16 protein-coding genes are annotated in these 20,949 nt (G+C 72.5%); 1 reads left to right on the top strand and 15 read right to left on the bottom strand.

Annotated elements, in window-relative coordinates:
• Window positions 1-146: 146 nt before the first annotated feature.
• From ACFV20_RS28825 to ACFV20_RS28895, 15 genes are all read right to left on the bottom strand, one after another.
• Window positions 147-428: an HU family DNA-binding protein gene (locus ACFV20_RS28825; protein ID WP_003990598.1), complete on the bottom strand. Its 282-nt coding sequence runs from the start codon at window positions 426-428 to the stop codon at window positions 147-149.
• 407 nt (window positions 429-835) lie between these two features.
• A complete protein-coding gene (locus tag ACFV20_RS28830) occupies window positions 836-2,269 on the bottom strand; it encodes an NAD-dependent malic enzyme (RefSeq protein WP_385661584.1) in 1,434 nt (477 codons plus the stop codon).
• Window positions 2,270-2,610: 341 nt separating this feature from the next.
• Window positions 2,611-4,908 (bottom strand): HelD family protein, encoded by a 2,298-nt coding sequence (locus ACFV20_RS28835; RefSeq protein ID WP_385661587.1) that lies wholly within the window; start codon window positions 4,906-4,908, stop codon window positions 2,611-2,613.
• Window positions 4,909-5,033: 125 nt separating this feature from the next.
• A complete protein-coding gene (locus ACFV20_RS28840; RefSeq protein WP_385661589.1) occupies window positions 5,034-5,861 on the bottom strand; it encodes an anti-sigma factor family protein in 828 nt (275 codons plus the stop codon).
• Complete coding sequence (locus ACFV20_RS28845; protein WP_010039908.1) at window positions 5,861-6,382, bottom strand: sigma-70 family RNA polymerase sigma factor; 522 nt, start codon at window positions 6,380-6,382, stop codon at window positions 5,861-5,863. Before ACFV20_RS28845 ends, ACFV20_RS28840 begins: the two co-directional genes overlap by 1 nt.
• Window positions 6,383-6,734: 352 nt before the next feature.
• Window positions 6,735-7,328: a CGNR zinc finger domain-containing protein gene (locus tag ACFV20_RS28850; RefSeq protein WP_385661591.1), complete on the bottom strand. Its 594-nt coding sequence runs from the start codon at window positions 7,326-7,328 to the stop codon at window positions 6,735-6,737.
• Window positions 7,329-7,805: 477 nt separating this feature from the next.
• The gene (locus ACFV20_RS28855) at window positions 7,806-8,954 is read right to left on the bottom strand and encodes a uroporphyrinogen-III synthase (protein WP_385661593.1); all 1,149 of its coding nucleotides are present in this window, start codon (window positions 8,952-8,954) and stop codon (window positions 7,806-7,808) included.
• A 116-nt stretch (window positions 8,955-9,070) separates the two neighbouring features.
• Window positions 9,071-10,456 (bottom strand): nitrate/nitrite transporter, encoded by a 1,386-nt coding sequence (locus ACFV20_RS28860; protein ID WP_385661595.1) that lies wholly within the window; start codon window positions 10,454-10,456, stop codon window positions 9,071-9,073.
• Window positions 10,457-10,614: 158 nt separating this feature from the next.
• Window positions 10,615-11,634, bottom strand: a complete 1,020-nt coding sequence (locus tag ACFV20_RS28865) for a hypothetical protein (RefSeq protein ID WP_385661598.1) — start codon at window positions 11,632-11,634, stop codon at window positions 10,615-10,617.
• 85 nt (window positions 11,635-11,719) lie between these two features.
• Complete coding sequence (locus tag ACFV20_RS28870) at window positions 11,720-12,919, bottom strand: acyltransferase (protein WP_385661601.1); 1,200 nt, start codon at window positions 12,917-12,919, stop codon at window positions 11,720-11,722.
• Window positions 12,916-15,126, bottom strand: coding sequence for a bifunctional polysaccharide deacetylase/glycosyltransferase family 2 protein (locus ACFV20_RS28875; protein ID WP_385661604.1), 2,211 nt, complete (start codon window positions 15,124-15,126; stop codon window positions 12,916-12,918). Before ACFV20_RS28875 ends, ACFV20_RS28870 begins: the two co-directional genes overlap by 4 nt.
• 360 nt (window positions 15,127-15,486) lie before the next feature.
• Entirely contained in the window at window positions 15,487-16,521 is a 1,035-nt protein-coding gene (locus tag ACFV20_RS28880; RefSeq protein ID WP_385661606.1) for a hypothetical protein, read from the bottom strand.
• Between the two features lie 166 nt (window positions 16,522-16,687).
• Complete coding sequence (locus ACFV20_RS28885; RefSeq protein WP_385661608.1) at window positions 16,688-17,653, bottom strand: LysR family transcriptional regulator; 966 nt, start codon at window positions 17,651-17,653, stop codon at window positions 16,688-16,690.
• Window positions 17,654-18,229: 576 nt separating this feature from the next.
• Window positions 18,230-19,081, bottom strand: coding sequence for a hypothetical protein (locus ACFV20_RS28890; protein ID WP_385661611.1), 852 nt, complete (start codon window positions 19,079-19,081; stop codon window positions 18,230-18,232).
• A gap of 12 nt (window positions 19,082-19,093) precedes the next feature.
• On the bottom strand, window positions 19,094-19,339 hold the full coding sequence (locus ACFV20_RS28895) for a hypothetical protein (RefSeq protein WP_053669824.1): 246 nt from the start codon (window positions 19,337-19,339) through the stop codon (window positions 19,094-19,096).
• 247 nt (window positions 19,340-19,586) lie between these two features.
• Between ACFV20_RS28895 and ACFV20_RS28900 the strand changes: the two genes are divergently transcribed.
• Window positions 19,587-20,795 (top strand): MFS transporter, encoded by a 1,209-nt coding sequence (locus tag ACFV20_RS28900; protein WP_385661613.1) that lies wholly within the window; start codon window positions 19,587-19,589, stop codon window positions 20,793-20,795.
• Window positions 20,796-20,949: the final 154 nt, after the last annotated feature.

A 20,949-nucleotide genomic window follows, 5' to 3' on the forward strand; every position in this document is an offset into this window, starting at 1 on the left:
AGCGGGTACATACGCCTTTGGGGCGGACACCCTTTTCTGGGTGACCGCCCCATCGGCGTTTGTGCTGTGCGCCCGGAAAGGGGCGCGGGGAACTGCGCGGCCGGCCACAACCGGCCCGCAGCCGCCCGGCGCTCTCAGCGGAGCGACTACTTACCCTTGGCCGCTTCCTTGAGCTTCGAGCCCGCGGAGACCTTCACGCTGTAGCCGGCGGGGATCTGGATGGGCTCGCCGGTCTGCGGGTTGCGGGCGGTGCGAGCGGCACGGTGGGTGCGCTCGAAGGTCAGGAAGCCGGGGATGGTGACCTTCTCGTCGCCCTTGGAGACGATGTCGCCGACGACGTCGGCGAACGCGGCCAGCACGGCGTCGGCGTCCTTGCGGGTCACCTCGGCGCGGTCGGCCAGCGCGGCCACCAGCTCACTGCGGTTCATGTTCTTACTCCCGTGTTCATCTTGCCGTTGAGGCGTCAGATCGAAGCCGATGCTGCCAGGGTCCTCGTTGAGTCCCCGGACCCGGGTCCGTCGTCAGACCCTCGCGCCCAGAGACGCATCCTGCCCCTACCTGCGGCGGGAAAGCCAATCCGGCACCCGCCGGAGTCGTGAGAACACCCTTGGGAGTCACACGAAGAGAGGGCCTGAGCCTTGCGCCACGATAGCTCCGCTGCTGACAGGGTTCTTGCGACGCGCCGGGTTCCAGGCTGCCGTGGGGTTACTCACAGTCCGGGCCCCCGGTTCGCCCGGGCCCCCGGTTCGCCCAGGCCCCGGTTCGCCCAGGCCTCGGTTCGCCCAGGCCTCGGTTCGCCGGGCCCCCGGTCCGGGGGCCCGGCCCTGCCCCGGCCTCAGACGCCGGCCGGGCTGCCCGCCGTCGCGCCGACCGCCTTGGCGGCCTCCCGCACGGCACCGGCGACCGCGCCCGCGACCTTGTCGTTGAAGACGCTCGGGATGATGTAGTTCGGGTTCAGCTCGTCCTCGGTCACCACGTCGGCGAGGGCCTTCGCGGCGGCCAGCATCATCTCGGTGTTGACGGTCCGGGACTGCGCGTCCAGCAGACCGCGGAAGACGCCCGGGAAGACCAGCACGTTGTTGATCTGGTTCGGGAAGTCCGAGCGGCCGGTGGCGACAACGGCCGCGGTCTGGCGGGCGATTGCCGGGTCGACCTCGGGGTCCGGGTTCGCGAGCGCGAACACGATGGCAGCCTCGGCCATGGCGGCCACGTCGTCGCCGTCGAGGACGTTCGGGGCAGAGACGCCGATGAAGACGTCGGCGCCGCGCACGGCCTCCTTGAGGGTGCCGGTGAGGCCCTCGGGGTTGGTGTTGTCGGCGATCCAGCGCAGCGCCGAGTCCGGGGCGGCGTCGACCAGGTCCTCGCGGCCCGCGTGCACGACACCGTGGATGTCGGCCACGACGGCGTTCTTGACGCCCGCGGCGAGCAGCAGCTTCAGGATGGCCGTACCGGCCGCGCCGGCGCCGGACATGACGACGCGGATGTTCTCGATCGCCTTGCCGGTGACGCGCAGCGCGTTCGTCAGGGCGGCGAGGACGACGATGGCGGTGCCGTGCTGGTCGTCGTGGAAGACGGGGATGTCGAGGGCCTCGCGCAGCCGGGCCTCGATCTCGAAGCAGCGCGGGGCGGAGATGTCCTCGAGGTTGATGCCCGCGAAGCCCGGGGCGATCGCCTTGACGATCTCGACGATCGCGTCGGTGTCCTGGGTGTCGAGGCAGATCGGCCAGGCGTCGATGCCGGCGAACCGCTTGAAGAGGGCCGCCTTGCCCTCCATGACGGGCAGCGCGGCCTTGGGGCCGATGTTGCCGAGGCCCAGCACGGCGGAACCGTCCGTCACGACCGCAACGGAGTTGCGCTTGATGGTGAGGCGGCGGGCGTCCTCGGGGTTCTCGGCGATCGCCATGCAGACGCGGGCCACACCCGGCGTGTAGACCATGGACAGGTCGTCACGGTTGCGGATGGGGTGCTTGGACGCCATCTCGATCTTGCCGCCGAGGTGCATGAGGAAGGTCCGGTCCGAGACCTTGCCCAGGGTGACGCCCTCGATGCCGCGGAGTTCCTCGACGATCTCGTCCGCGTGGGCGGTCGACGACGCCGCGATGGTGACGTCGATACGGAGCTTCTCGTGACCGGATGCGGTGACGTCGAGGCCGGTCACCGAGCCTCCGGAGGACTCCACGGCGGTGGTGAGCTGCGAGACGGCGGTTCCGCTCGCGGGCACCTCCAGCCGGACCGTCATCGAGTAGGAGACGCTGGGCGCCGTTGCCATGGCCGACTTCCTCTGCTTTCACCTGACGCTGAGTTTTGCCGTCCGATCGTCGCACCTACCGCCGAGTAGCAGGTAGCCGCCCTCGATTGCGAACGTTTTGTTCGCGGGACGGCGCGCCATGGGGCAGAAAAAAAGAGACCCACGTCACGTGGACGTGGGTCTCTTCTCAAGTAGGTGGCACCGACCCGCCATGCTCGCCTCGCGGCAAGTGGTCGCTCGTAGCGACGAAGGTTGGGCCCGGGGGCTTGGATCGAGCCGGTGCCACGTCCAGGCTAACAAACGGATCCCGTAAGGCCATTCCCGTAGCGGTAGTTCATTTCGCCGCCCATGGGGTAGGGGCGTCAATCCCTGAGCAGGTCCGGCACTCCCGCCGCGTCGGGCTCGTCCCGGTCGGCCGAGACGACCGTGAGCTGCTGGGTGGCCCGGGTCAGCGCGACGTAGAGGACGCGCAGGCCGGCCGGGGACTCGTCGGCGATCTCCGCCGGGGAGACCACGACCGTCGCGTCGTACTCCAGGCCCTTGGCCTCCAGGCTGCCGAGGGCGACGACCCGGTCGCCGAGGCCGGCGAGCCAGCGGCGGGCCTCCTCGCGGCGCTGCATGGCGACGACCACGCCGACCGTGCCGTCCACGCGGTCCAGCAGGCGGGCCGCCTCGTCGCGGACGGTGGCGGCCAGGGTGTCCTCGACGACCGTGAAGCGCGGCTCGACACCGGTGGAGCGGACCGCCTTCGGCGACACGGAGCCGGGCATGGCGAGGGCGAGGACCTTGGAGGCGAGCTCGGCGATCTCGGCCGGGTTGCGGTAGTTCACCGTCAGTTCGAAGCGGCGGCGGGGGCGGGACCCGAGGGCCTCGTCGCGGGCCTCGGCGGCCTCGTCCGGGTCGGACCAGGAGGACTGCGCCGGGTCGCCGACGACCGTCCAGGTGGCGTGCCGGCCGCGGCGGCCGACCATGCGCCACTGCATCGGGGTCAGGTCCTGGGCCTCGTCGACGATGACGTGGGCGTACTCGACGCGCTCCTGGGCGAGGCGTTCGGCCCGCTCGCGCTGCGACTCCTCGCGCACCGGCATCAGCTCCTCCAGGCCGGTGAGCTGGTCGAGCGGGTCGAGTTCGCGCTTCCTGCGGGGGCGGGCCGGGGCGCCGAGGACGGCCTGGAGCTCGTCGAGCAGGGCGATGTCATGTACCGAGCGGCCCTCGCGCCGCAGGGAGCGGGCGACCTTGCGGACCTCGCCGGGGTTGAGGATCCGCCGGGCCCAGCGGCCGAGGCGCCGTTCGTCGGCCATGGCGTCCAGGACGGCGGCCGGCGTCAGCTCCGGCCACCAGGCGTCGAGGAAGGCGATGAAGTCGTCCTCGGAGGTGATGTCCTCGTCGAAGGAGGAGCGCAGCTCGGCCGCGAGCTCGGGGTCGGAGTGCCGGCCGGCCGCGCCGGACCGCTCCCACAGGGCGTCCAGGAGGAGCTTGCGGGCGCGGGGGCGCAGCAGGTTCACGGGGGCCGTGCCGCCGAGGGCGGAGCGGCGGACGCCGTCCAGCTCCCGCGCCTCCAGCTCCAGGCGGCGGCCGAAGGCGACCACGCGCAGCCGGGCCGGCGGGTCGTTCAGCTCCAGGGCGCCGCGCGCGGCCTTGCGCAGCACCTTGAGCATGCGCGAGGAGCCCTTGGCGCGGGCCACGGACGGGGAGTCGTAGAGGGTGGCCTCGGTGCCCTCGACCAGGGAGCCGATGGCGCGGATGGCGACCTGGCCCTCCTCGCCGAGGGAGGGCAGCACGCCCTCGGTGTAGGCGACGAGCAGCGGGGTCGGGGAGACGATCAGGATGCCGCCCGCGTAGCGGCGCCGGTCCTGGTAGAGGAGGTAGGCGGCACGGTGCAGGGCGACGGCGGTCTTGCCGGTGCCCGGGCCGCCCTCGACGTAGGTCACGGAGGCGGCGGGGGCGCGGATGACCAAGTCCTGCTCGGCCTGGATGGAGGCGACGATGTCGCGCATGGTGTGGCTGCGGGCCTGGCCGAGCGCGGCCATCAGGGCGCCGTCGCCGATGACGGGCAGTTCGTCGCCGTCGAGGTAGGCCGTCAGCTCGGGGCGCATCAGGTCGTCCTCGACGCCCAGCACCCGGCGGCCCTTGGAGCGGATGACGCGGCGGCGGACGACACGGCCCGGGTCGACCGGGGTGGAGCGGTAGAAGGGGGCGGCGGCCGGGGCCCGCCAGTCGATGACCAGCGGTGCGTAGTCCTGGTCGAGGACGCCGATGCGCCCGATGTGCAGGGTCTCGGCGATGTCGGCGGTGTTGTCGGGGCGTACGGCGCCCTCCGCCGGCTCGACGGCGGTGTACGCCCCGTCGGGGCCCTTCTTGCCGTCCTTGCCGGTCAGGAGGTCGATTCGGCCGAAGAGGAAGTCCTCGAACTCGTTGTTGAGCCGGCTGAGGTGGATGCCCGCGCGGAAGACCTGCGCGTCCCGCTCTGCGAGTGCGCCGGGGGTGCCGACCTGGCCGCGCCGGGCGGCGTCCTGCATCAGGAACTCCGCCTCGTGGATCTTCTCCTCGAGGCGCCGGTACACCCGGTCCAGGTGTTCCTGTTCGACGTCGATCTCCCGGTCACGAACCGAGTCGTGCACCGAACCGACCGCGTCTTGTCTGTGAGCCTGAGCGGCCACCGGGCCCCCTTCTGACGTGCTGGGCAGCCGTCAACCGTACGCGAAGGGGGCCCCTGGAGGCTACGGGCCGGTGGCAGGCGCGGGGCTGTTGCCCCCAATGGCGCCTGCCGGGCGGCCGAACGGCTCTACGCGTCGACCTCGACCAGCCGCTTGCCGTCGAAGGTCACGACCTCGAAGTGGTCGATCTCGTTCGGCTCGAAGGCGGCGCCGCCCTGGACGTACAGCGGCTGCTTGGCCTTCTCGGTCTTGGCGTCGGGGAGGCCGTAGCCCCACTCCGGGACGGACCAGGAGGACAGCGTCTCGCGCTCGCCGTTCTTGCCGACCGCGACGAGGGCGCACTTGAGCGGGCCCGCGACGTTCTTCAGCTCGGTGACCACGCCCGTCCCCCAGTCCTTCTTCTGAAGGGCGACCGTGGCGGTGACCTTGGTGTTCGGGTCGGTGGCGGTGATCTTGTCGGAGATGCCCTCGAAGGCGGCCTTCGCGGGGCTCGCAGCGAGGGGGCGGTTCTCCGCGCCGCCGCCGTCGCCGCCGTTCGTCGCGACCGCGACGAAGGGACCGCCGATGATCAGCGCGCCGGCCGCGGCCACCATGTAGAAGCTGCGGCGGCGCTTCTGGGCGCGGCGGTCGGCGACCTCGTCGACCAGCTTCTCCACCAGGCGCGGCCGGGGCTTCGCGGACAGCGAGTCGCCGATCGCGGGTGTGCTGCCGGAGCCGGGCAGATCGGCGAGGGCGGCGAGCATGGGCTCCATGCCGGCCAGTTCGTCGAGCTGCTGGGCGCACCATTCGCAGGTCGCGAGATGGGCCTCGAATGCGGTCGCTTCGGCGTCGTCGAGGATGCCGAGGGCGTAGGCGCCGACGGTCTCGTGCTCGTTCGGCACCGGAGATTCCTGCATGGGACCAGACATACCCATGCCTCCCGTACCGAACCCTTGGTTACCCCCGTAAACACTCATCACGCCGTCACCCCCCGCTCCTCCAGTGCCAGCTTCATCGAACGCAGGGCGTAGAACACCCTGGAGCGGACGGTGCCGCTGGGTATGCCCAGGGTCTCGGCCGCCTCATTGACGGTACGCCCCTTGAAGTACGTCTCGACGAGCACCTCCCGGTGGGCGGGGGTCAGGTCGTCGAGTGCGTCCGAGAGAGTCATCAACCACAGCGCCTTGTCGATCTCGTCCTCCGCGGGGATGACCTCCAGCGGCGACGGGTCGACCTCCTGCGGCCGGGCCTGCCGGCTGCGGTGGCCGTCGATGACGATGCGCCGGGCGACCGTCACCAGCCAGGGGCGTACCGATCCGGTCGCTCTGTTGAGCTGACCGGCGTTCTTCCAGGCACGGATGAGCGTCTCCTGCACGACGTCCTCGGCGCGCTGCCGGTCTCCGGCGACCAGGCGCAGGACGTATGCCAGCAGGGGTCCGGCGTGTTCGCGATAGAGCGCACGCATCAGCTCCTCGTCGGGTTCCGAGGGCTGGGACATGCGATGTCGGGCCCTCGGTGCACGTTCATTGGCCACGACGGAATCCTTGCGCACGCCCACCTCCGATGTCCGGGGGTTCCCCCAGTCGGTCGCTCCACATGCCGTACGCAAGCGAGGGGTTGGGCGTTCAAAGGGACCCGACATATTTCTTCGAGATGACGTGACGAGCGGGACATGGGGTCACATTCCAACCCCGCGTTCTTTACATTTCCGCCACATCGGCAAGATCAGGCCAGGCCTTCCCTACGGTGGCGTAGGTAAACGGCATGTAACCGAAATCACTTTGCCGACGGGGTCGCAGAAGTCGCATTTAGGACAGTGGAATTGAGTGCACGGACCACTCAATTCCGTTTCACGCACGGGTGAGTGCCGCGCGGCGCCGATGCCGGGCCACACGCTCGCGGTTCCCGCAGACCTCGCTGGAGCACCACCGCCGTCTGCGTCCGCGTGAGGTGTCGAGGTACACGATGGGGCAGTTGTCGCCTTCGCACTGGCGCAGCGCCGCGCGGGCGACGGGGTCGGTCAGCAGGTCCACGGCGTCCCGGGCGACGACCGCGAGCAGGGCGGCGCTGCCGGGCGGGCCGTCCAACCGCCGCAGCAGCTGGCCGTCTTCGCCGCGGACCGCGCGCGGGGCCGGGGGCGGGGTGCGGGCCAGGTCGTTGACCCGGGCGAGGGCGAGGTCGTACGTGGCGGCCCCGGGTCTCGGCCGGCAGCGCACCAACCGATCGATCTGGGAGCGCAGTTCGCGGAAGGCGAGCAGCCAGCCGGTGTCGGCGTGGGCCAGGTCGGTGCCGGCCGGCACGAGCCCGGAGCCGGTGATCCAGGCGCGCAGCACCTCCACGGAGTCGAGCCGCTCCTCGGGGTGCGTGGTGGAGAGCAGGTCCAGACAGATCCGCCCGGCGTCGAAGCGCAGCTCGTGGGAGGCCGTGGCCGTACTCAGTGCCATGTGCCTGTCACCGCCTAGGGGTTCACCCCGGTCGCGAGGGCATCGGTGGGACGCCGGTGAGAGGGCCGGTGGACCGCTCCCTCTTACAGTGCCTGCCCGCGGCGACGCCGGAAACCCCCCGCACACGCGTCACCGCGCCGCACGGCCGAAAAGGGCCGGGCGCCGGGGACCGACCCGCACGGGACGCCGCCGGCCCGGGTGCCCTCCGCCGCCACTCGGGCTCACGCGGAGCGTTCCCGAGGGCGGCTGCCACCGGGTCCGGCTCCCGGCTCGCGGAGCGTTCCCACGTTCCCCTGAGCCGCTGCCGCCAGGACCGGCATCCCGACTGGCGCGGAGCGATCACCCCTGAGCCGCTGCCACCAGGACCGGTACCCGGCCTTTCCGGGATTCCCCGCCCCGGCCCTCCCCCGGCGGAGCCGTCCAGCGGCCGAACCAGGGGGAGAACTTGTCGTGATGCGGCTCAACCTCGGGCCGGGCTCATGCGTCCGCGTACTTCGTCTCCGCGCTCGGGTCCAGGGCCAGGCGGTAGCCCCGCTTGACCACCGTCTGGATCAGCTTCGGAGTGCCGAGGGCCGTGCGGAGGCGGGCCATGGCGGTCTCCACCGCGTGTTCGTCACGGCCGGAGCCCGGCAGGGCGCGCAGCAGGTCGGCGCGGGCGACGACCCAGCCGGGGCGCCGGGAGAGGGCACGCAGGAGGGCCATGCCGGCCGGCGGTACCGGTTTGAGGTCGTCGTCGACCAGGACGGCGTGGCCGCGGATCTCCACGCGGTGCCCGGCGACGGGCAGGGCGCGCGCCCGCCCGGGGAGTTCCTGGCAGAGGAGCTGGACCAGCGGGCCGAGCCGGAAGCGCTCCGGCTGGATCGTGTCGACGCCGCGGGACTGCAGGGGCAGGGCGGTGACCGGCCCCACGCAGGCCGGCAGGACGTCGTGGCTCAGCGCCGCCAGGACCTCGTCGAGCAGTCCGCGGTCCTCCGCCCGGGACAGCAGGGAAGCCGCGGCCGGGGCGCTGGTGAAGGTGACCGCGTCCAGGGCCCGGGCGATCGTCGCGTCCAGCAGCCGGTCGACCGGGGCGATGTCCTCCGGCGGCATCCAGCGGTAGACCGGCACCCCGACGACCTCGGCCCCGCCCTCCCGCAGCGCCTCCACGAACCCGGGCAGCGGCTCGCCGTGCAGCTGGATCGCGATCCGCAGCCCGTCGACGCCCTCCTCCAGCAGCCGGTCGAGCACCTCCGCCATGGACTCCGACGACGGCGACCACTCCTCGGTCAGCCCGGCAGCCCGCACCGCGCCCTTGACCTTCGGCCCGCGCGCCAGGATCCGTACCTCGCCCAGCCGCGCCAGCAGTTCGTCGCCCAGGCCCCAGCCGTCGGCGGCCTCGACCCAGCCCCGGAAGCCGATCGCGGTCGTGGCCACCACGATGTCGGGCAGCTGCTCGATGATCTCCTTCGTCGCGGCCAGCAGCTCGCTGTCGTCGGCGAGCGGCACGATCCGCAGGGCGGGGGCGTGCAGGACGGCGGCACCGCGTCGCTGCAGCAGCACCCCGAGCTCGTCGGCCCGGCGCGCGGCCGTCACTCCCACGGTGAAACCCGCGAGGGGTCCGTGGTCCGGTCGCTGTTCTTCGTACATGGCTCTCGTCCCGCACTCGAGTCGTCGTACGCGTGGGTACGGCGTACCTGCATGCCGATCGAGCCTGTCAACGGCTCGTGACAGGCTCGGATCGGTGTGATGTCGCTGGTGTTACGTCACACCTCGGCGTAGCTGAGCTGCTGCTTCGCCTCCGAGGGCGTCGTGGTGACGGGTACCCGGGGAGCCGTGCGGCGAAGGTATACGGCCCAGGTGACCCCGAAGCACACCGCGTAGAAGGCGAGGAAGGCGACGAACGCCCCGGTGCCGGAACCGTAGGAGAGGAAGGACTGGCGGAAGGCGAGGTTGATGCCGACACCGCCGAGCGCGCCCACCGCACCGATCAGGCCCATGGACGCCCCGGACAGCCGCCGCCCGTACGCCGCCGCCTCCTCGCCCTTCAGCCCCTTGGCCAGGGCCTTGTTCTGGAAGATGCCCGGGATCATCTTGAACGTCGAGCCGTTGCCCAGTCCGCTGAGCACGAACAGCCCCACGAACGCCACGGTGAACAGGGACAGCGACTTCTCCATGGAGGCTCCGATGAGGACCGCGGTCGCGGCGCCCATGCCGACGTAGTTCCACAGGCTGATCCGGGCGCCGCCGTAGCGGTCGGCGAGCCAGCCGCCGACGGGACGGATGAGGGAGCCGAGCAGCGGGCCGAGGAAGGTCACGTACGCGGCCTGGAGGGGGGTCCGGCCGAACTGGTTCTGCAGGACCTGGCCGAAGGCGAAGCTGTAGCCGATGAAGGAACCGAAGGTGCCGATGTAGAGGACGGACATGATCCACGTGTGGGCGTCGCGCGCGGCGTCCTTGGCGGCCCCGGTGTCGTTCTTCACGTTCTCGAGGTTGTCCATGAAGACCGCGGCCAGGACCGCGGCCAGGACGATGAGCGGAATGTAGATCCCCAGCAGGACCCGCGGCCCGCCGCTCGCGCCGATGATCGCGAGAGCGGCCAGCTGGATCACCGGCACGCCGATGTTGCCGCCGCCCGCGTTCAGGCCCAGTGCCCAGCCCTTCTTCCGCAGCGGGAAGAAGGCGTTGATGTTGGTCATGGAGGAGGCGAAGTTGCCGCCGCCGACACCGGCGAGCAGGCCGACGAGCAGGAACGTGGAGAAGGACGTCCCCGGTTCCATCACGGCGAACGCGGCGATCGTCGGGATCAGCAGCAGGCTCGCGGAGATGATCGTCCAGTTCCGTCCGCCGAAGATCGCCACGGCGAAGGTGTAGGGGACGCGGACGACGGCGCCGACCAGCGTGACCATCGAGGTCAGCATGAACTTGTCGGCGGGGGTCAGTCCGTACTCCGGCCCCATGAACAGCACCAGTACGGACCACAGGGTCCAGATCGAGAAACCGATGTGCTCGGACAGCACGGAGAAGAAGAGGTTCCGGCGGGCGACCTTCTCCCCGGTCTCGTTCCAGAAGGTCTCGTTCTCCGGATCCCAGTGTCGGATCCAGCGTCCGCCCCTGCTCGGGGGTGCGGTTGCCGTGCCAGGGCCTGTCATGACGCCTCCACTGTGCTCCGGGGCTCGGTCGTACGCGAGTGACTGGCCCCGAACGTAGGGAGGACGCGTTTCCTGTCGTGTGGCACCGGGTGACCGCGAGGGAACTTCGCTCTCACCCCGCGCCGGGGCGGGATGAGAGGTTCCGGGAGGTTTCCGTCTCAGTACCGCGGGGGCTGCCCGTGCGGATTCTGCTGCGGCGGGGACGGCGGCTGGTGGTACGGCTGGGCGTACGGGCCGGGGGGCTGCGCACCGTAGGGGCCGCCGGGCGCGGGCTGACCCGGGTACGGGGCCTGCGCGGGCTGACCCGGGTGCGGAGCCTGCGCGGGCTGACCGGTGTACGGCGCGGGGGCGGGCGCGCCGGGGTGGGGGGCCGGCGCGGGCTGGGCGTACGGGCCGGGGGTCGGCTGGGCGTACGGGCCGGGGGTCGGCTGGGCGTACGGGCCGGGGGTCGGCTGGGCGTACGGGCCGGGTGCCGGCTGGGCGTACGGGCCGGGCGTCTGCTGTCCGTAGGCCGGCGGGGCTCCCGCCGCCTGGCCCGGCCCGCCGTACGGAGCCCCCGCGAACGGGTTGTGCTGCCCGGGCGGCTGTGCCCCCGGCGGCAGATACCGCAGCCGTCCGCTCTCGTCGTGCACCGGCGTGAAGCCCGCCGTCCGCAACCGGGCGGAGAACTTGGCGTTGCGCTTGCGCGTCACCACGAGTCCGATGCCGAAGACCGCCATGAGCAGCAGCCACACCACACCGGCCGCGACGAAGTCGTCCGACTGCCCACCGAACCGGAAGGCCAGGATCACGCAGCCGACGCTGACGCCCAGCGCCCCGTACCCCATGCGCTTCTCGGCGTTCTTGCCGGTGAGGTCGAAGTTGATGCGGGCCTTGAGGAGTTCGAACGCCTCCGGCACGAGGGGCGGCAGGGAGACACCGTCGGCGGCGTTCGGGTACTGCGCCCAGTTCTGCCCGGCCCGGGCCCGGGCCTGCGGGCTCGGGTCGGGCAGAAGCAGCATGATGAGCGCGCCGTTGCGGCCGTTGCTCTGGCGGACGTCGGCGTACTCGTAGCCGAACTGCTGGGCCACGAAGGCCAGTCGGGCGAGCTTCTTCACGGACGCCATCGGGCTGGTCAGCTCGACCGGTTCCCCGCTCGCCATCAGCCGCAGCATCTTCTGTGTCTGCCGCTTGCTCATTCCACCGCTCCCCCGGGTCACCCTGTTCACAACCGCAACTCGGGCAGTTTTGCACACCGGGCGAACCCGGGGGAAAGGGGTCCCGTCAGGCGCGCCTGCGGTTTCCGCGGGACGTCGCCCGGGGTTCGCCCGTCGGCCACAACCGGGGCTTCTGCTTGGCCGCCAAATCCTCCGCCCAGCCGAACGCCAGGACGCAAGCGCCGATCAGGATCCAGACCAGGACCAGCACCGGCCAGACGCTCTCCAGCAGCCCGGGCACGTTCTGCTCCAGCAGCGGGAAGCCCCACAGCTGGTCCCAGAGGGTGGCGGCGATCAGGATGCAGGTGTTGTGCCAGAGGTAGATGGTCACGGCACGGGAGTTGAGGAGGGTGATCGTGCCCGCGAAGGGGCGCAGCCGGCGCGGCCACTGCGTCCAGGACGGGCTGAGGTGCAGCAGCAGGAACACCGTGCCGAAGGACCACAGGGCCTGGGCCAGCGGCATGCTGTCGAGGTCGTTGCCGGGGCCGAAGTCGTGGTGCAGGGCGTACCAGAGGCCGGCCAGGGCGATGACGGGCGCGACCGACGGCACGATGTAGCGCGGCAGCCGCCGCAGGATGCCCTCCTGGTGGGCCATGCCGAGAATCCAGCAGGCGCCGAAGGTGGAGAAGTCCGTGAGCGCCGAGGGGATCCGCTCGCCGGGCAGCGTGATCCAGCCCTGCTCGAAGCCGAGGGACAGGGCGATCGGCATGAGGACGGTGAGGACCGGCAGGGCGCGCAGGGCCTTCAGCAGCACCGGCGACAGCAGGACGTACCAGAGGTAGGCGCGGATGTACCAGAGCGGACCCGCGAGGTCGGCGGCCCAGTTCTCGCCGATGAAGCCGTGGACGCCGGGCAGGCCCTCCGCGTAGGGCGGGTCGCTGAGCGGGACGATCCAGAAGGTGAGGTGGAGGAGCCACCAGCCGGGGTGCCCGTCCTCGTCCGGGCCCCAGCCCTGGAGGACCATGGCGGTGACACCGACGACGCCGAGCAGCCACAGCGGGGGCAGCAGCCGCCGCATCCGGCCGCGGATCACCTGCACGGCCGGGCGCTTGAGGGAGCGGGCCATGAGGTTGCCGGCGAGCGCGAACATCACGCCCATGGACGGGAACACCAGCGGCAGCCAGGCCCAGCCCGTCAGGTGGTAGAGCACGACGCGGAACAGGGCCAGGGCGCGCAGCAGGTCGAAGTACCGGTCGCGGCCGGGCTTCTTGACGGGGGGCGCCTCGCTGGGCGCGGCCTCGGTGGCGGGGGTGACGTGCGTGGTCATCGGACCGGCCTCCCGTCCATCTGCGGCTGGGCGGCGGCGGCACCGGCACCGGCACCGGCACCACCACCGGGCAGACCCACCGCGCCGGTGCGCCGCAGCTTCTGCCAGCGCAGCCGGCCTCCGGTGAGGGCGGTGATCCAGGACTGGAGCAGGACGACGTACATGAGCTGGCGGTAGAGGATCTGCTGGAGCGGAAGTGAGATCAGGTGGGTCATGCGTTCCTTGTCCAGGTGGAACGCGTAGGCCGCGCACACCCCTTGTACTGCGAGGACGCCCAGCCAGGCGCCGATGGTCTTCTCCGTGGGCCCGAACACCAGGCCGTACAGCAGGAACACGTCGATCAGCGGGGCCAGCAGCGGCGCCACGACCATGAACATCGACACCAGCGGCATGCCCACCCGGCCGAAGCGGCCCGAGGGTCCGCGCTCGATGACGGACCGGCGGTGCTTCCAGATGGCCTGCATGGTGCCGTACGACCAGCGGTAGCGCTGGGACCACAGCTGCTGGACGGACTCCGGGGCCTCGGTCCAGGCGACGGCCTTCTCGGCGTACACCACGTGCCAGCCGTCGCGGTGCATGGCCATGGTGATGTCGGTGTCCTCGGCGAGCGTGTCGTCGCTCATGCCGCCGACGCGTTCCAGCGCGCGGCGCCGGAACGCCCCGACGGCGCCGGGGATGGTGGGCATGCAGCGCAGCACGTCGTACATGCGGCGGTCGAGGTTGAAGCCCATCACGTACTCGATGTGCTGCCAGGCGCCGATGAGCGAGTCCCGGTTGCCGACCTTGGCGTTGCCCGCGACGGCGCCGACCCGCGGGTCGCCGAAGGGCTGGACGAGTTCGCGGACGGTGGTCGGCTCGAAGACGGTGTCGCCGTCCATCATCACGATCAGGTCGTACTTGGCGTTGGCGATGCCCCGGTTGAGGGCGGCGGGCTTGCCCGCGTTGAGCTGGCGGACGACGCGTACGCCGGGCAGGTCGAGGTTCTCCACGATGCGGGCGGTGCCGTCGCTGGAGCCGTCGTCGATGACCAGCACCTCGATGGGGTGGTCGCTGGCGACCAGGGAGCGGACCGTCTGCTCGATGCACTTGGCCTCGTTGTAGGCGGGCACGAGGACGGACACCGGCTCGGTGACGGGCTCGCCCCAGCTGAAGCCGCGGCGCCGCACCCGGCGGGCGTGCGCCACGGAGAGGATCAGCATCAGCCCGAGCCGTCCGAAGGCCAGCACGCCGACGACGGCGAGACCGGCGACGAGCACTTCGGTCACGTTGTCGGAGGCCTGCACCAGGAACACCCAGGCCTCGCCCTTCAGCGACTCCAGCCCGGCGACCGGGGTGTGCGCGCTGGGGGCGTCGAGTGCGCCGGTGAGGGTGTGGAAGCGGTAGCCCTCGGCCTGCAGTCCGGAGACGTACCGGTCCAGGGCGGCGACGGTCTGGGAGCGGTTGCCGCCGGAGTCGTGCATCAGCACGATGGCGCCGTCGCCGTTCTTCGGTGTGGCGTTGCGGATGATCTGCTCGACTCCGGGCTTGCGCCAGTCCTCGCTGTCGGTGTCGTTGACGACGGTGAGGTAGCCCCTGCTGCCGATGTACTCGGTGACCGGCCAGGTGTTGTTGTCCATGTTCCGGGCGAACGACGAGTAGGGCGGGCGGAACAGCGAGGTGCGGATGCCGGCCGCACCGGCGAGCGCCAGCTGGTTCTGCGACAGCTCCCAGTCGACCCGGCTCTTGCTCTGCAGGGACAGGTCGGGGTGGTTGAAGGTGTGCAGCCCGATCTCGTGGCCCTCGTCGACCATGCGCTGGACGAGGTCGGGGTAGCGGGAGGCCATGGTGCCGGTGATGAAGAAGACGGCGCGGGCGTCGTGCTTCTTCAGCACGTCGAGAACCTTGGGCGTCCACATCGGGTCGGGGCCGTCGTCGAAGGTGAGCACCAGTTCGTGGTCCGGGATGTCCAGGCTGGTCGCCTTCCCGCCGCGGGTGTCGATGACGGGGCCGCCCTTGAGGATGTCCTTGGGGACGTGGTCGTTCGCCGTGGGCGGTCCGACGCGGTGGTCGGCGAGGACCTCGCTGTGCACGTAGCCGCGCAGCATGAGCATCGCCCCCAGCGCGACCAGGACGAGCAGGGGCAGCAGCAGACGCATGGGCAGGCGCCGGCGCCTGGAGCCGCCACGGGCTCGTGGCGCGGGCCCGGAACGGCGGGTTCGGGATGCCATGGGTGGTGGTACTCCGGGTGGTGCGGACGGGATGGCACGGGGACGGGGCGGGCGGACGGTGTGGTGGGGTCCGGCCCGGCGGGGACGTCGCGGTCGCGCGGTACCCGCGGCGTCCTGGGGTCCCGCCGGTGAGCGGGGCGGGACGGTGGAACGGGACGGTGGAAGCGGAGGGGAGCGGCTGCCGGTGAGGCGGCCCCCGGTCGGGGGCAGCGGTCCTCCGGCCGGCCGGGCCCGGTGGCGCGGACGCGCCCGGCGGGCGGGGAGGTGGTGCGGCGCCCGGAGCGGCGGGCGCCGCGTCGCGACGGCGGCCGGGCGGCGACGCGGGTTCAGGCGGCGACGCGACCCGGGCGGCGGCGCGGTCTAGGCGGCGGGCGGCTCGGCGGTGGGCTGCGGTTCGGCCGGACCCTCCGCCACGGGCTGCGGCTCGGCCGGGCCTTCCGCGACGGTGCCGCCGTCGCCGCCGGTGCCCGTCGTCTCGGTGGGCTGCGGCGAGGCCTCACCCGTCGGGGTGGGGTCGCTGGCCGGCGTGCTCGGCGGGTCCGCCGGTTTGGTCGGGGCCGGTTCGGTGGCCTTGGTGCCCGGCTTCGGGGTGGCCCGGGGCGCCGTCGGCGAGGGCTTGGCGGAGGCCGCGGGACGGCTGCCGGGGCCGGCGGTCGCATCGGGAGAGGCCGCGTCGCCGCGGGTGCCGGGTGCGGGTGCCGTGGCCTCGCCGGTCGCGGGCGTACTGCCCGGGGCGGTGGCGCCGGTGTTCCCGGGGTCTCCGGGCGGTGCCGACTCGGCGGTCAGCGGCGGGGTGTCGACCTGCCCGGCCGGAGGGTTGTCCTCCTTCGTCGGCACGGGCAGCCAGGGGGCGTTGGAGTTGCCCGAGAGCAGTGTGGCGACGATGACGACGGCGTAGACCCCGCAGGCCAGCGCGACGGCCATGCCGATCCGGCGGTAGCGGCGGCTGCGGCGGCCGGACTCGTCGACGAAGACGGGCCGGTCGGCCGGGGTCTCGGCGCCCGGGCCCTCCTTGGCCTGGCGCAGGAAGCCGTCCCCGAGCGCCACGGCGTCGAGCTGGACGGTGACCTCGTGCGGATCGTGGGCCTGGCCGCCGTCCGTGTCGGGCGCGTGGCCCGCCGGGTCCGGCTCCTCCCCCTCCTGCCAGGGGTCGCGGACCGCGGTCCGGACTCCCGGTTCCCGGGCGAGCGAGTCGGCCTCGCCTTCGCTCTGGCGCGGAATGCCCCCCAGTACCTCGGTGACGGTGGCCGGCCGGTGGCCGGTCGTCCGGACGTCACCATCGGGAAGGACCTGCGTCGCTCTTCTGTTCCGGACTCCGCCGTCCGACGGCAGTTCGCCGGTGGTGGTAGCGGCCTCGGGCCACTCGGGTTGGGCGTCTTCTCGCCACTGTTTCACGCGCACGCACTTCCCCCCAGGGATGGTTCAGGTGCGCTGTGACGACCTGAGCACCCGCCGTCGGACCGGGCCCCCACCCGTCCGAGCGCCCCCTCTTACCACACCGTGCTCAGGCGTCGAATGTAGCGCACGCGCAGGTTCTGTGTGCGCGCCGTGTCGAATCGTGTCAGCCGTGAGACAGCATGAGGACATCGTCCGCGGCCGGGATCCAGGACCCCGCAGGCCTGCGCAGCCACCCTTCCGCCCAGGTCAGCCGGGCCGCCGCCCGGCGCAGCGCGTCGAACGCGGGGTGGGTCAGGCCCTTGCGCCACACCAGCGAGACGGGCGACAGCGGAACCGGGTCGACCAGGGGCCGCACCACCGTCGACGGCAGGGCGGGAAAGTCCACGACGGCCAGGATCGGGTTGCGGGTCCTGGCCATGATGCGCTGGAACTCCTCCTCCCCGACGGCCAGCGGCGCGGGTGGCGCGATATCGATGCCCCGGCCCTCGAACAGCAGCCGGGCGAGCCCGGTCCACTCGGGTGTGCGCGGGTTGCCGGCGCCCGCGTAGACGCTCTCGCCGGTCAGCTCGGCCAGCGGTACGGACTCCCACCCGGCCAGCCGGTGGTCCTCGGGCAGTACGACGGCCATCGGCTCCAGGCGCACGGGCTGGTGGTCGAGTCCGGCCCGCAGCGCCGGGTCCAGTCCGGCGAACCGCCCGAACGACGCGTCCAGCCGGCCGGCCAGCAGGTCCCCGGCGGCTCCGGCCAGACCGCTCTCGTAGCGGGCCATCAGCTCGTGGCGGGGGGAGAGTTCACGCGCCTCGTGCAGCACCCGGCGCGGTGTGACCAGGCCCGGTGAGTTGAGGTCGACCAGCAGCGGGCGGGCCTGGCCGAAGGCGGCGAGCAGGTCGTCCTGCGCCCGCAGCACCCGGCGGGCGTACGGCAGCAGCCGCTCCCCGTCGGGGGTGAGCGTCACCTGCCGGGTGGTCCGCACGAACAGCTCGGCCCCCAGCTCCCGCTCCAGCCGCCGCACATCCCGGCTGAGCGCCTGCTGAGCCACATGCAACCGCACCGCGGCCCGCGTGAAGTGCAACTCCTCGGCGACGGTGACGAAGCCACGCAGGAGGCGGGGATCGAGGTGCACGAACATGCGGCGAACTTACAGCGGCCAGGGGACGAGGCCGACGGGGGAGCCGGGACGGCACGGGACGCGGACAGCGGGGGCGGCACGGGACGCGGACGGCGGGGGAGGCACGGGACGCGGATGGCGGGGGCGACGGGGACGGCACGGGACGCGGACGGCGCGGACGACGGGGACGGCACGGGACGCGGACGACGGGGGCGGCACGGGACGCGGATGGCGGGGGCGGCACGGGACGCGGACGGCGCGGACACGGACGGCCAGGGCGGCACGGACGGATGCGGACGCCAGGGCGGCACGCACGGATGCGGACGCCCGGGCCGCGCGAACGCGGGTGGCCCGGACCCGGGTTCGCGAGACGCCGCACCGCACGAGGGGCCGGGGCCGCGAGGTGCTCCACCGCGCGAGGCGGCCCTGGCCGCGAGGTGCTCCACCGCGAGGCGGCCCCGGCCGTGAGACGCCGCACCGCGCGCGGCCGGAGCCGCGAGGTACTCGCGAGGGCCCCGGCCGTGAGACGCCGCACCGCGCGCGGCCGGGGCCGCGTGGTGTGCCGGCTGCCCGCCAAGGCGCCGCACACCCGGTCCGTCAGAGGCCGGTGATCCTGCGTGGGGTGCCGCCCTGGGTTCTGCGGGGGTCCGTCGTCCTGAGGCCTTCCGCGCCCTTCCGGCCCTCCGCGCCCGCGCCCGACGTCGGCGCGGTCTGGCCCACCCGGTGCCGAGGCACCGACCGCATCGGCGGTCTGGTCAGGGTGATCTGGCGGACGACCTGCTGGAAGCACGCCAGCGCCGCGAGCCCGGGCAGGGCCGCCGCGGCGGTGCCGAGCACGGTCCGGGGGGCCTGGACGACGCACAGCAGCACGGCGATGCAGGAGAAGACCAGGACCACGAACCAGGAGTGCGCGGCTCGGCGCTGGTGCAGCGCGGCCCGCAGGACCGACAGAGAGCCCACCAGCCAGGGCCCGTAGACCAGCAGCGGCCACCACGTGCGCAGCCCCCGCGCCGCCGGTGACACGGCGACCAGGCGCAGCGGGTCGTAGGCCACGACGCCGCTCAGGAGGCTCACCGCGGAGGCGATGACGGCCGCCAGCGCCGCGACGAGGAAGCTGGTGGTGCGCAGCACGCCGATCGCCTTGCGGGTCCTGACCTTGCGGTGGCGCCGCGGGACGTCCCGCACGGGCGGCAGTTCCTCGGTGATGTCCTGGAGGCGCCGCATGTGGGCCCCGGGGGCGGAGGCCGGTGCCGGGTCCTCGGCCGGGGCCGGGGCCAGGTCCTCGTCTCGGGGGGCGGGAATCCTCGCCGCCTGCTCCCCGAGGGCCTCCTCGAGAATGAACGCCAGTTCCTCGGCGGGGTCCCAGGTCGGGTCCGGCGGGGTCAGGGGTGTGATGAAATCGCGGGCCGGAGCACGGTGCCGGCCGGTTCCCTCTACTTTGTCGTACATGGCGCGCCCCGCTTATTCCGCGAGCGCGAAAGCGGGCCAATCCGTCGCACTGATCCACCGTCGGGCAAGATCTTTTTCCAGGGTGCTCATGGCGTCGATGAAATCGCGCAGCACCGCCTCGGTCACCTGCAGCGTGACCGGGCAACCCCCCTTGGTGAGCGTCCCGTTGACGGTCGCCGACGAGTGCGCTGGAGCGGGAATGTAGGTGTACGGGCCGAGCGTTACCGCCCAGCCGTCTTTCCTGGTCGCCTCGGTCATGTACCGACTAACCGTCGGCTCACAGCACCGGATGCGCGGCAAACGAGTGAAGGATTTTCCCCAATGAGCATCTTTTCCGTGCGCCATGAGGAGCATTCGTAATCTCCATATCCCTGTATGAAGAACAGGGAGCGAATATTTCTCGCCAGGGGCTTTCCGGCCGCGCCACGGATTCACAATCCAGGTGCGTGAGTGTGCGCGGAACAGGTGTTGGACCGCTTGATCACCCGCGGGCGACGGTGGACGCATGCCGCAACTCTCCCCGTACCGCCGCCTGTTCCGCCTGCCCGGTGCCCGCGCGTTCACCGCCGGGAACCTCGTCGCCCGGCTGCCGATGGGCATGTTCAGTGTCAGCGCGGTCGTGATGATCGCCGGGGCCCGGGGCTCGTACGCCCTCGCCGGTGCCGTCACCGCGACGGGCCTGGCGGCGACGGCGCTGGTCGCGCCGTGGATCGCACGGCTCGTCGACCGCCACGGCCAGGCCCGGGTGGCCCTGCCCGCCACGGCGTTCGCCGTGCTCGGCTCCCTGTCCCTGCTGCTGTGCGTGCGCCACGGCGCCCCCGACTGGACCCTGTTCGCCTCCTACGCCGCCACCGCCACGACCCCCAACACCGGAGGCATGTCCCGGGCCCGCTGGTCACACCTGCTGGCCGGCGACGCGAAGGCGCTGCACACCGCCAACTCCTTCGAGCAGGCCGTGGACGAGCTGTGCTTCATGCTCGGCCCGGTCCTCGCGGCCTTCCTGTGCGGGACGTTCTTCCCCGAGGCGGGCACCCTCGTGGGCGCGGTGCTGCTGATGACCGGCATGGTCCTGTTCACGGCCCGGCGCGCGACGGAGCCCCCGGTCCGCACCCGCATACCCGGGGACGCGCCCTTGCGCGCCCCCGGCATCCCGCCGCTGCTCGCGGTCTGCCTGGCGATGGGCGGCGTGTTCGGCGCGACGGAGGTCGTCACCCTGGCCTTCGCCGACGCGCAGGGGCAGCAGGCGGCGGCCGGAATCGTGCTCGCGCTCCAGGCCGCGGGATCCTGCGCGGCGGGCCTGCTGTACGGCACCGTGAAGCCCACCGGCCCGGCCGCGGCCCGGCTGCCCTGGTGCGTGGCCGCGATGACCGGGCTGCTGACCCTGCCGCTGCTGGCCGCGGCCCTCACCGGTTCACTGGTCCTCCTGGCGGCCGCGCTGCTGATCGCCGGGATGGCGACGGCCCCGACGATGGTCACGACCATGACGCTGGTCCAGGAACGCACTCCCGCGGGCCGGCTCAACGAGGGCATGACCCTCGCGGTGACCGGCCTGCTGGGCGGCATCGCCTGCGGCAGCGCGCTCGGCGGCTGGACGGTGGAGCACCTCTCACCGACGACGGGCTACGCCCTTCCGGTGACGGCGGCAGCCGTGGCCCTGGCCCTGTCACTGGCCACCGCTTCGAATCGCTTCACCAAGATTCTCACGCACCATTGACGCCCTCACGCCTCCCCTTTACGTTCGGGGGGGGGAGCGGCGGGCGCCGCGGCGGACCCCCCACCCCCCGCGGGGGGGGGGTGGGCGGGCCGGAGGGGCGGCCCAGCCCGGGCAACCCCCGCCGGACGCCCCCCGCGGACGAGCGGGGCGCCCC

This window comes from Streptomyces sp. NPDC059696 (assembly GCF_042733745.1).
Classification (GTDB): domain Bacteria; phylum Actinomycetota; class Actinomycetes; order Streptomycetales; family Streptomycetaceae; genus Streptomyces.

Bases quoted from the DNA above. Each gene is read 5' to 3' on its own strand.
- ACFV20_RS28885 (WP_385661608.1), bottom strand. From the start codon at position 17,653: ATGTTCGTGCACCTCGATCCCCGCCTCCTGCGTGGCTTCGTCACCGTC.
- ACFV20_RS28865 (WP_385661598.1), bottom strand. From the start codon at position 11,634: ATGAGCAAGCGGCAGACACAGAAGATGCTGCGGCTGATGGCGAGCGGG.
- ACFV20_RS28825 (WP_003990598.1), bottom strand. From the start codon at position 428: ATGAACCGCAGTGAGCTGGTGGCCGCGCTGGCCGACCGCGCCGAGGTG.
- ACFV20_RS28900 (WP_385661613.1), top strand. From the start codon at position 19,587: ATGCCGCAACTCTCCCCGTACCGCCGCCTGTTCCGCCTGCCCGGTGCC.
- ACFV20_RS28870 (WP_385661601.1), bottom strand. From the start codon at position 12,919: ATGACCACGCACGTCACCCCCGCCACCGAGGCCGCGCCCAGCGAGGCG.
- ACFV20_RS28860 (WP_385661595.1), bottom strand. From the start codon at position 10,456: ATGACAGGCCCTGGCACGGCAACCGCACCCCCGAGCAGGGGCGGACGC.
- ACFV20_RS28855 (WP_385661593.1), bottom strand. From the start codon at position 8,954: ATGTACGAAGAACAGCGACCGGACCACGGACCCCTCGCGGGTTTCACC.
- ACFV20_RS28840 (WP_385661589.1), bottom strand. From the start codon at position 5,861: ATGAGTGTTTACGGGGGTAACCAAGGGTTCGGTACGGGAGGCATGGGT.
- ACFV20_RS28845 (WP_010039908.1), bottom strand. From the start codon at position 6,382: ATGTCCCAGCCCTCGGAACCCGACGAGGAGCTGATGCGTGCGCTCTAT.
- ACFV20_RS28890 (WP_385661611.1), bottom strand. From the start codon at position 19,081: ATGTACGACAAAGTAGAGGGAACCGGCCGGCACCGTGCTCCGGCCCGC.
- ACFV20_RS28895 (WP_053669824.1), bottom strand. From the start codon at position 19,339: ATGACCGAGGCGACCAGGAAAGACGGCTGGGCGGTAACGCTCGGCCCG.
- ACFV20_RS28830 (WP_385661584.1), bottom strand. From the start codon at position 2,269: ATGGCAACGGCGCCCAGCGTCTCCTACTCGATGACGGTCCGGCTGGAG.
- ACFV20_RS28850 (WP_385661591.1), bottom strand. From the start codon at position 7,328: ATGGCACTGAGTACGGCCACGGCCTCCCACGAGCTGCGCTTCGACGCC.
- ACFV20_RS28875 (WP_385661604.1), bottom strand. From the start codon at position 15,126: ATGGCATCCCGAACCCGCCGTTCCGGGCCCGCGCCACGAGCCCGTGGC.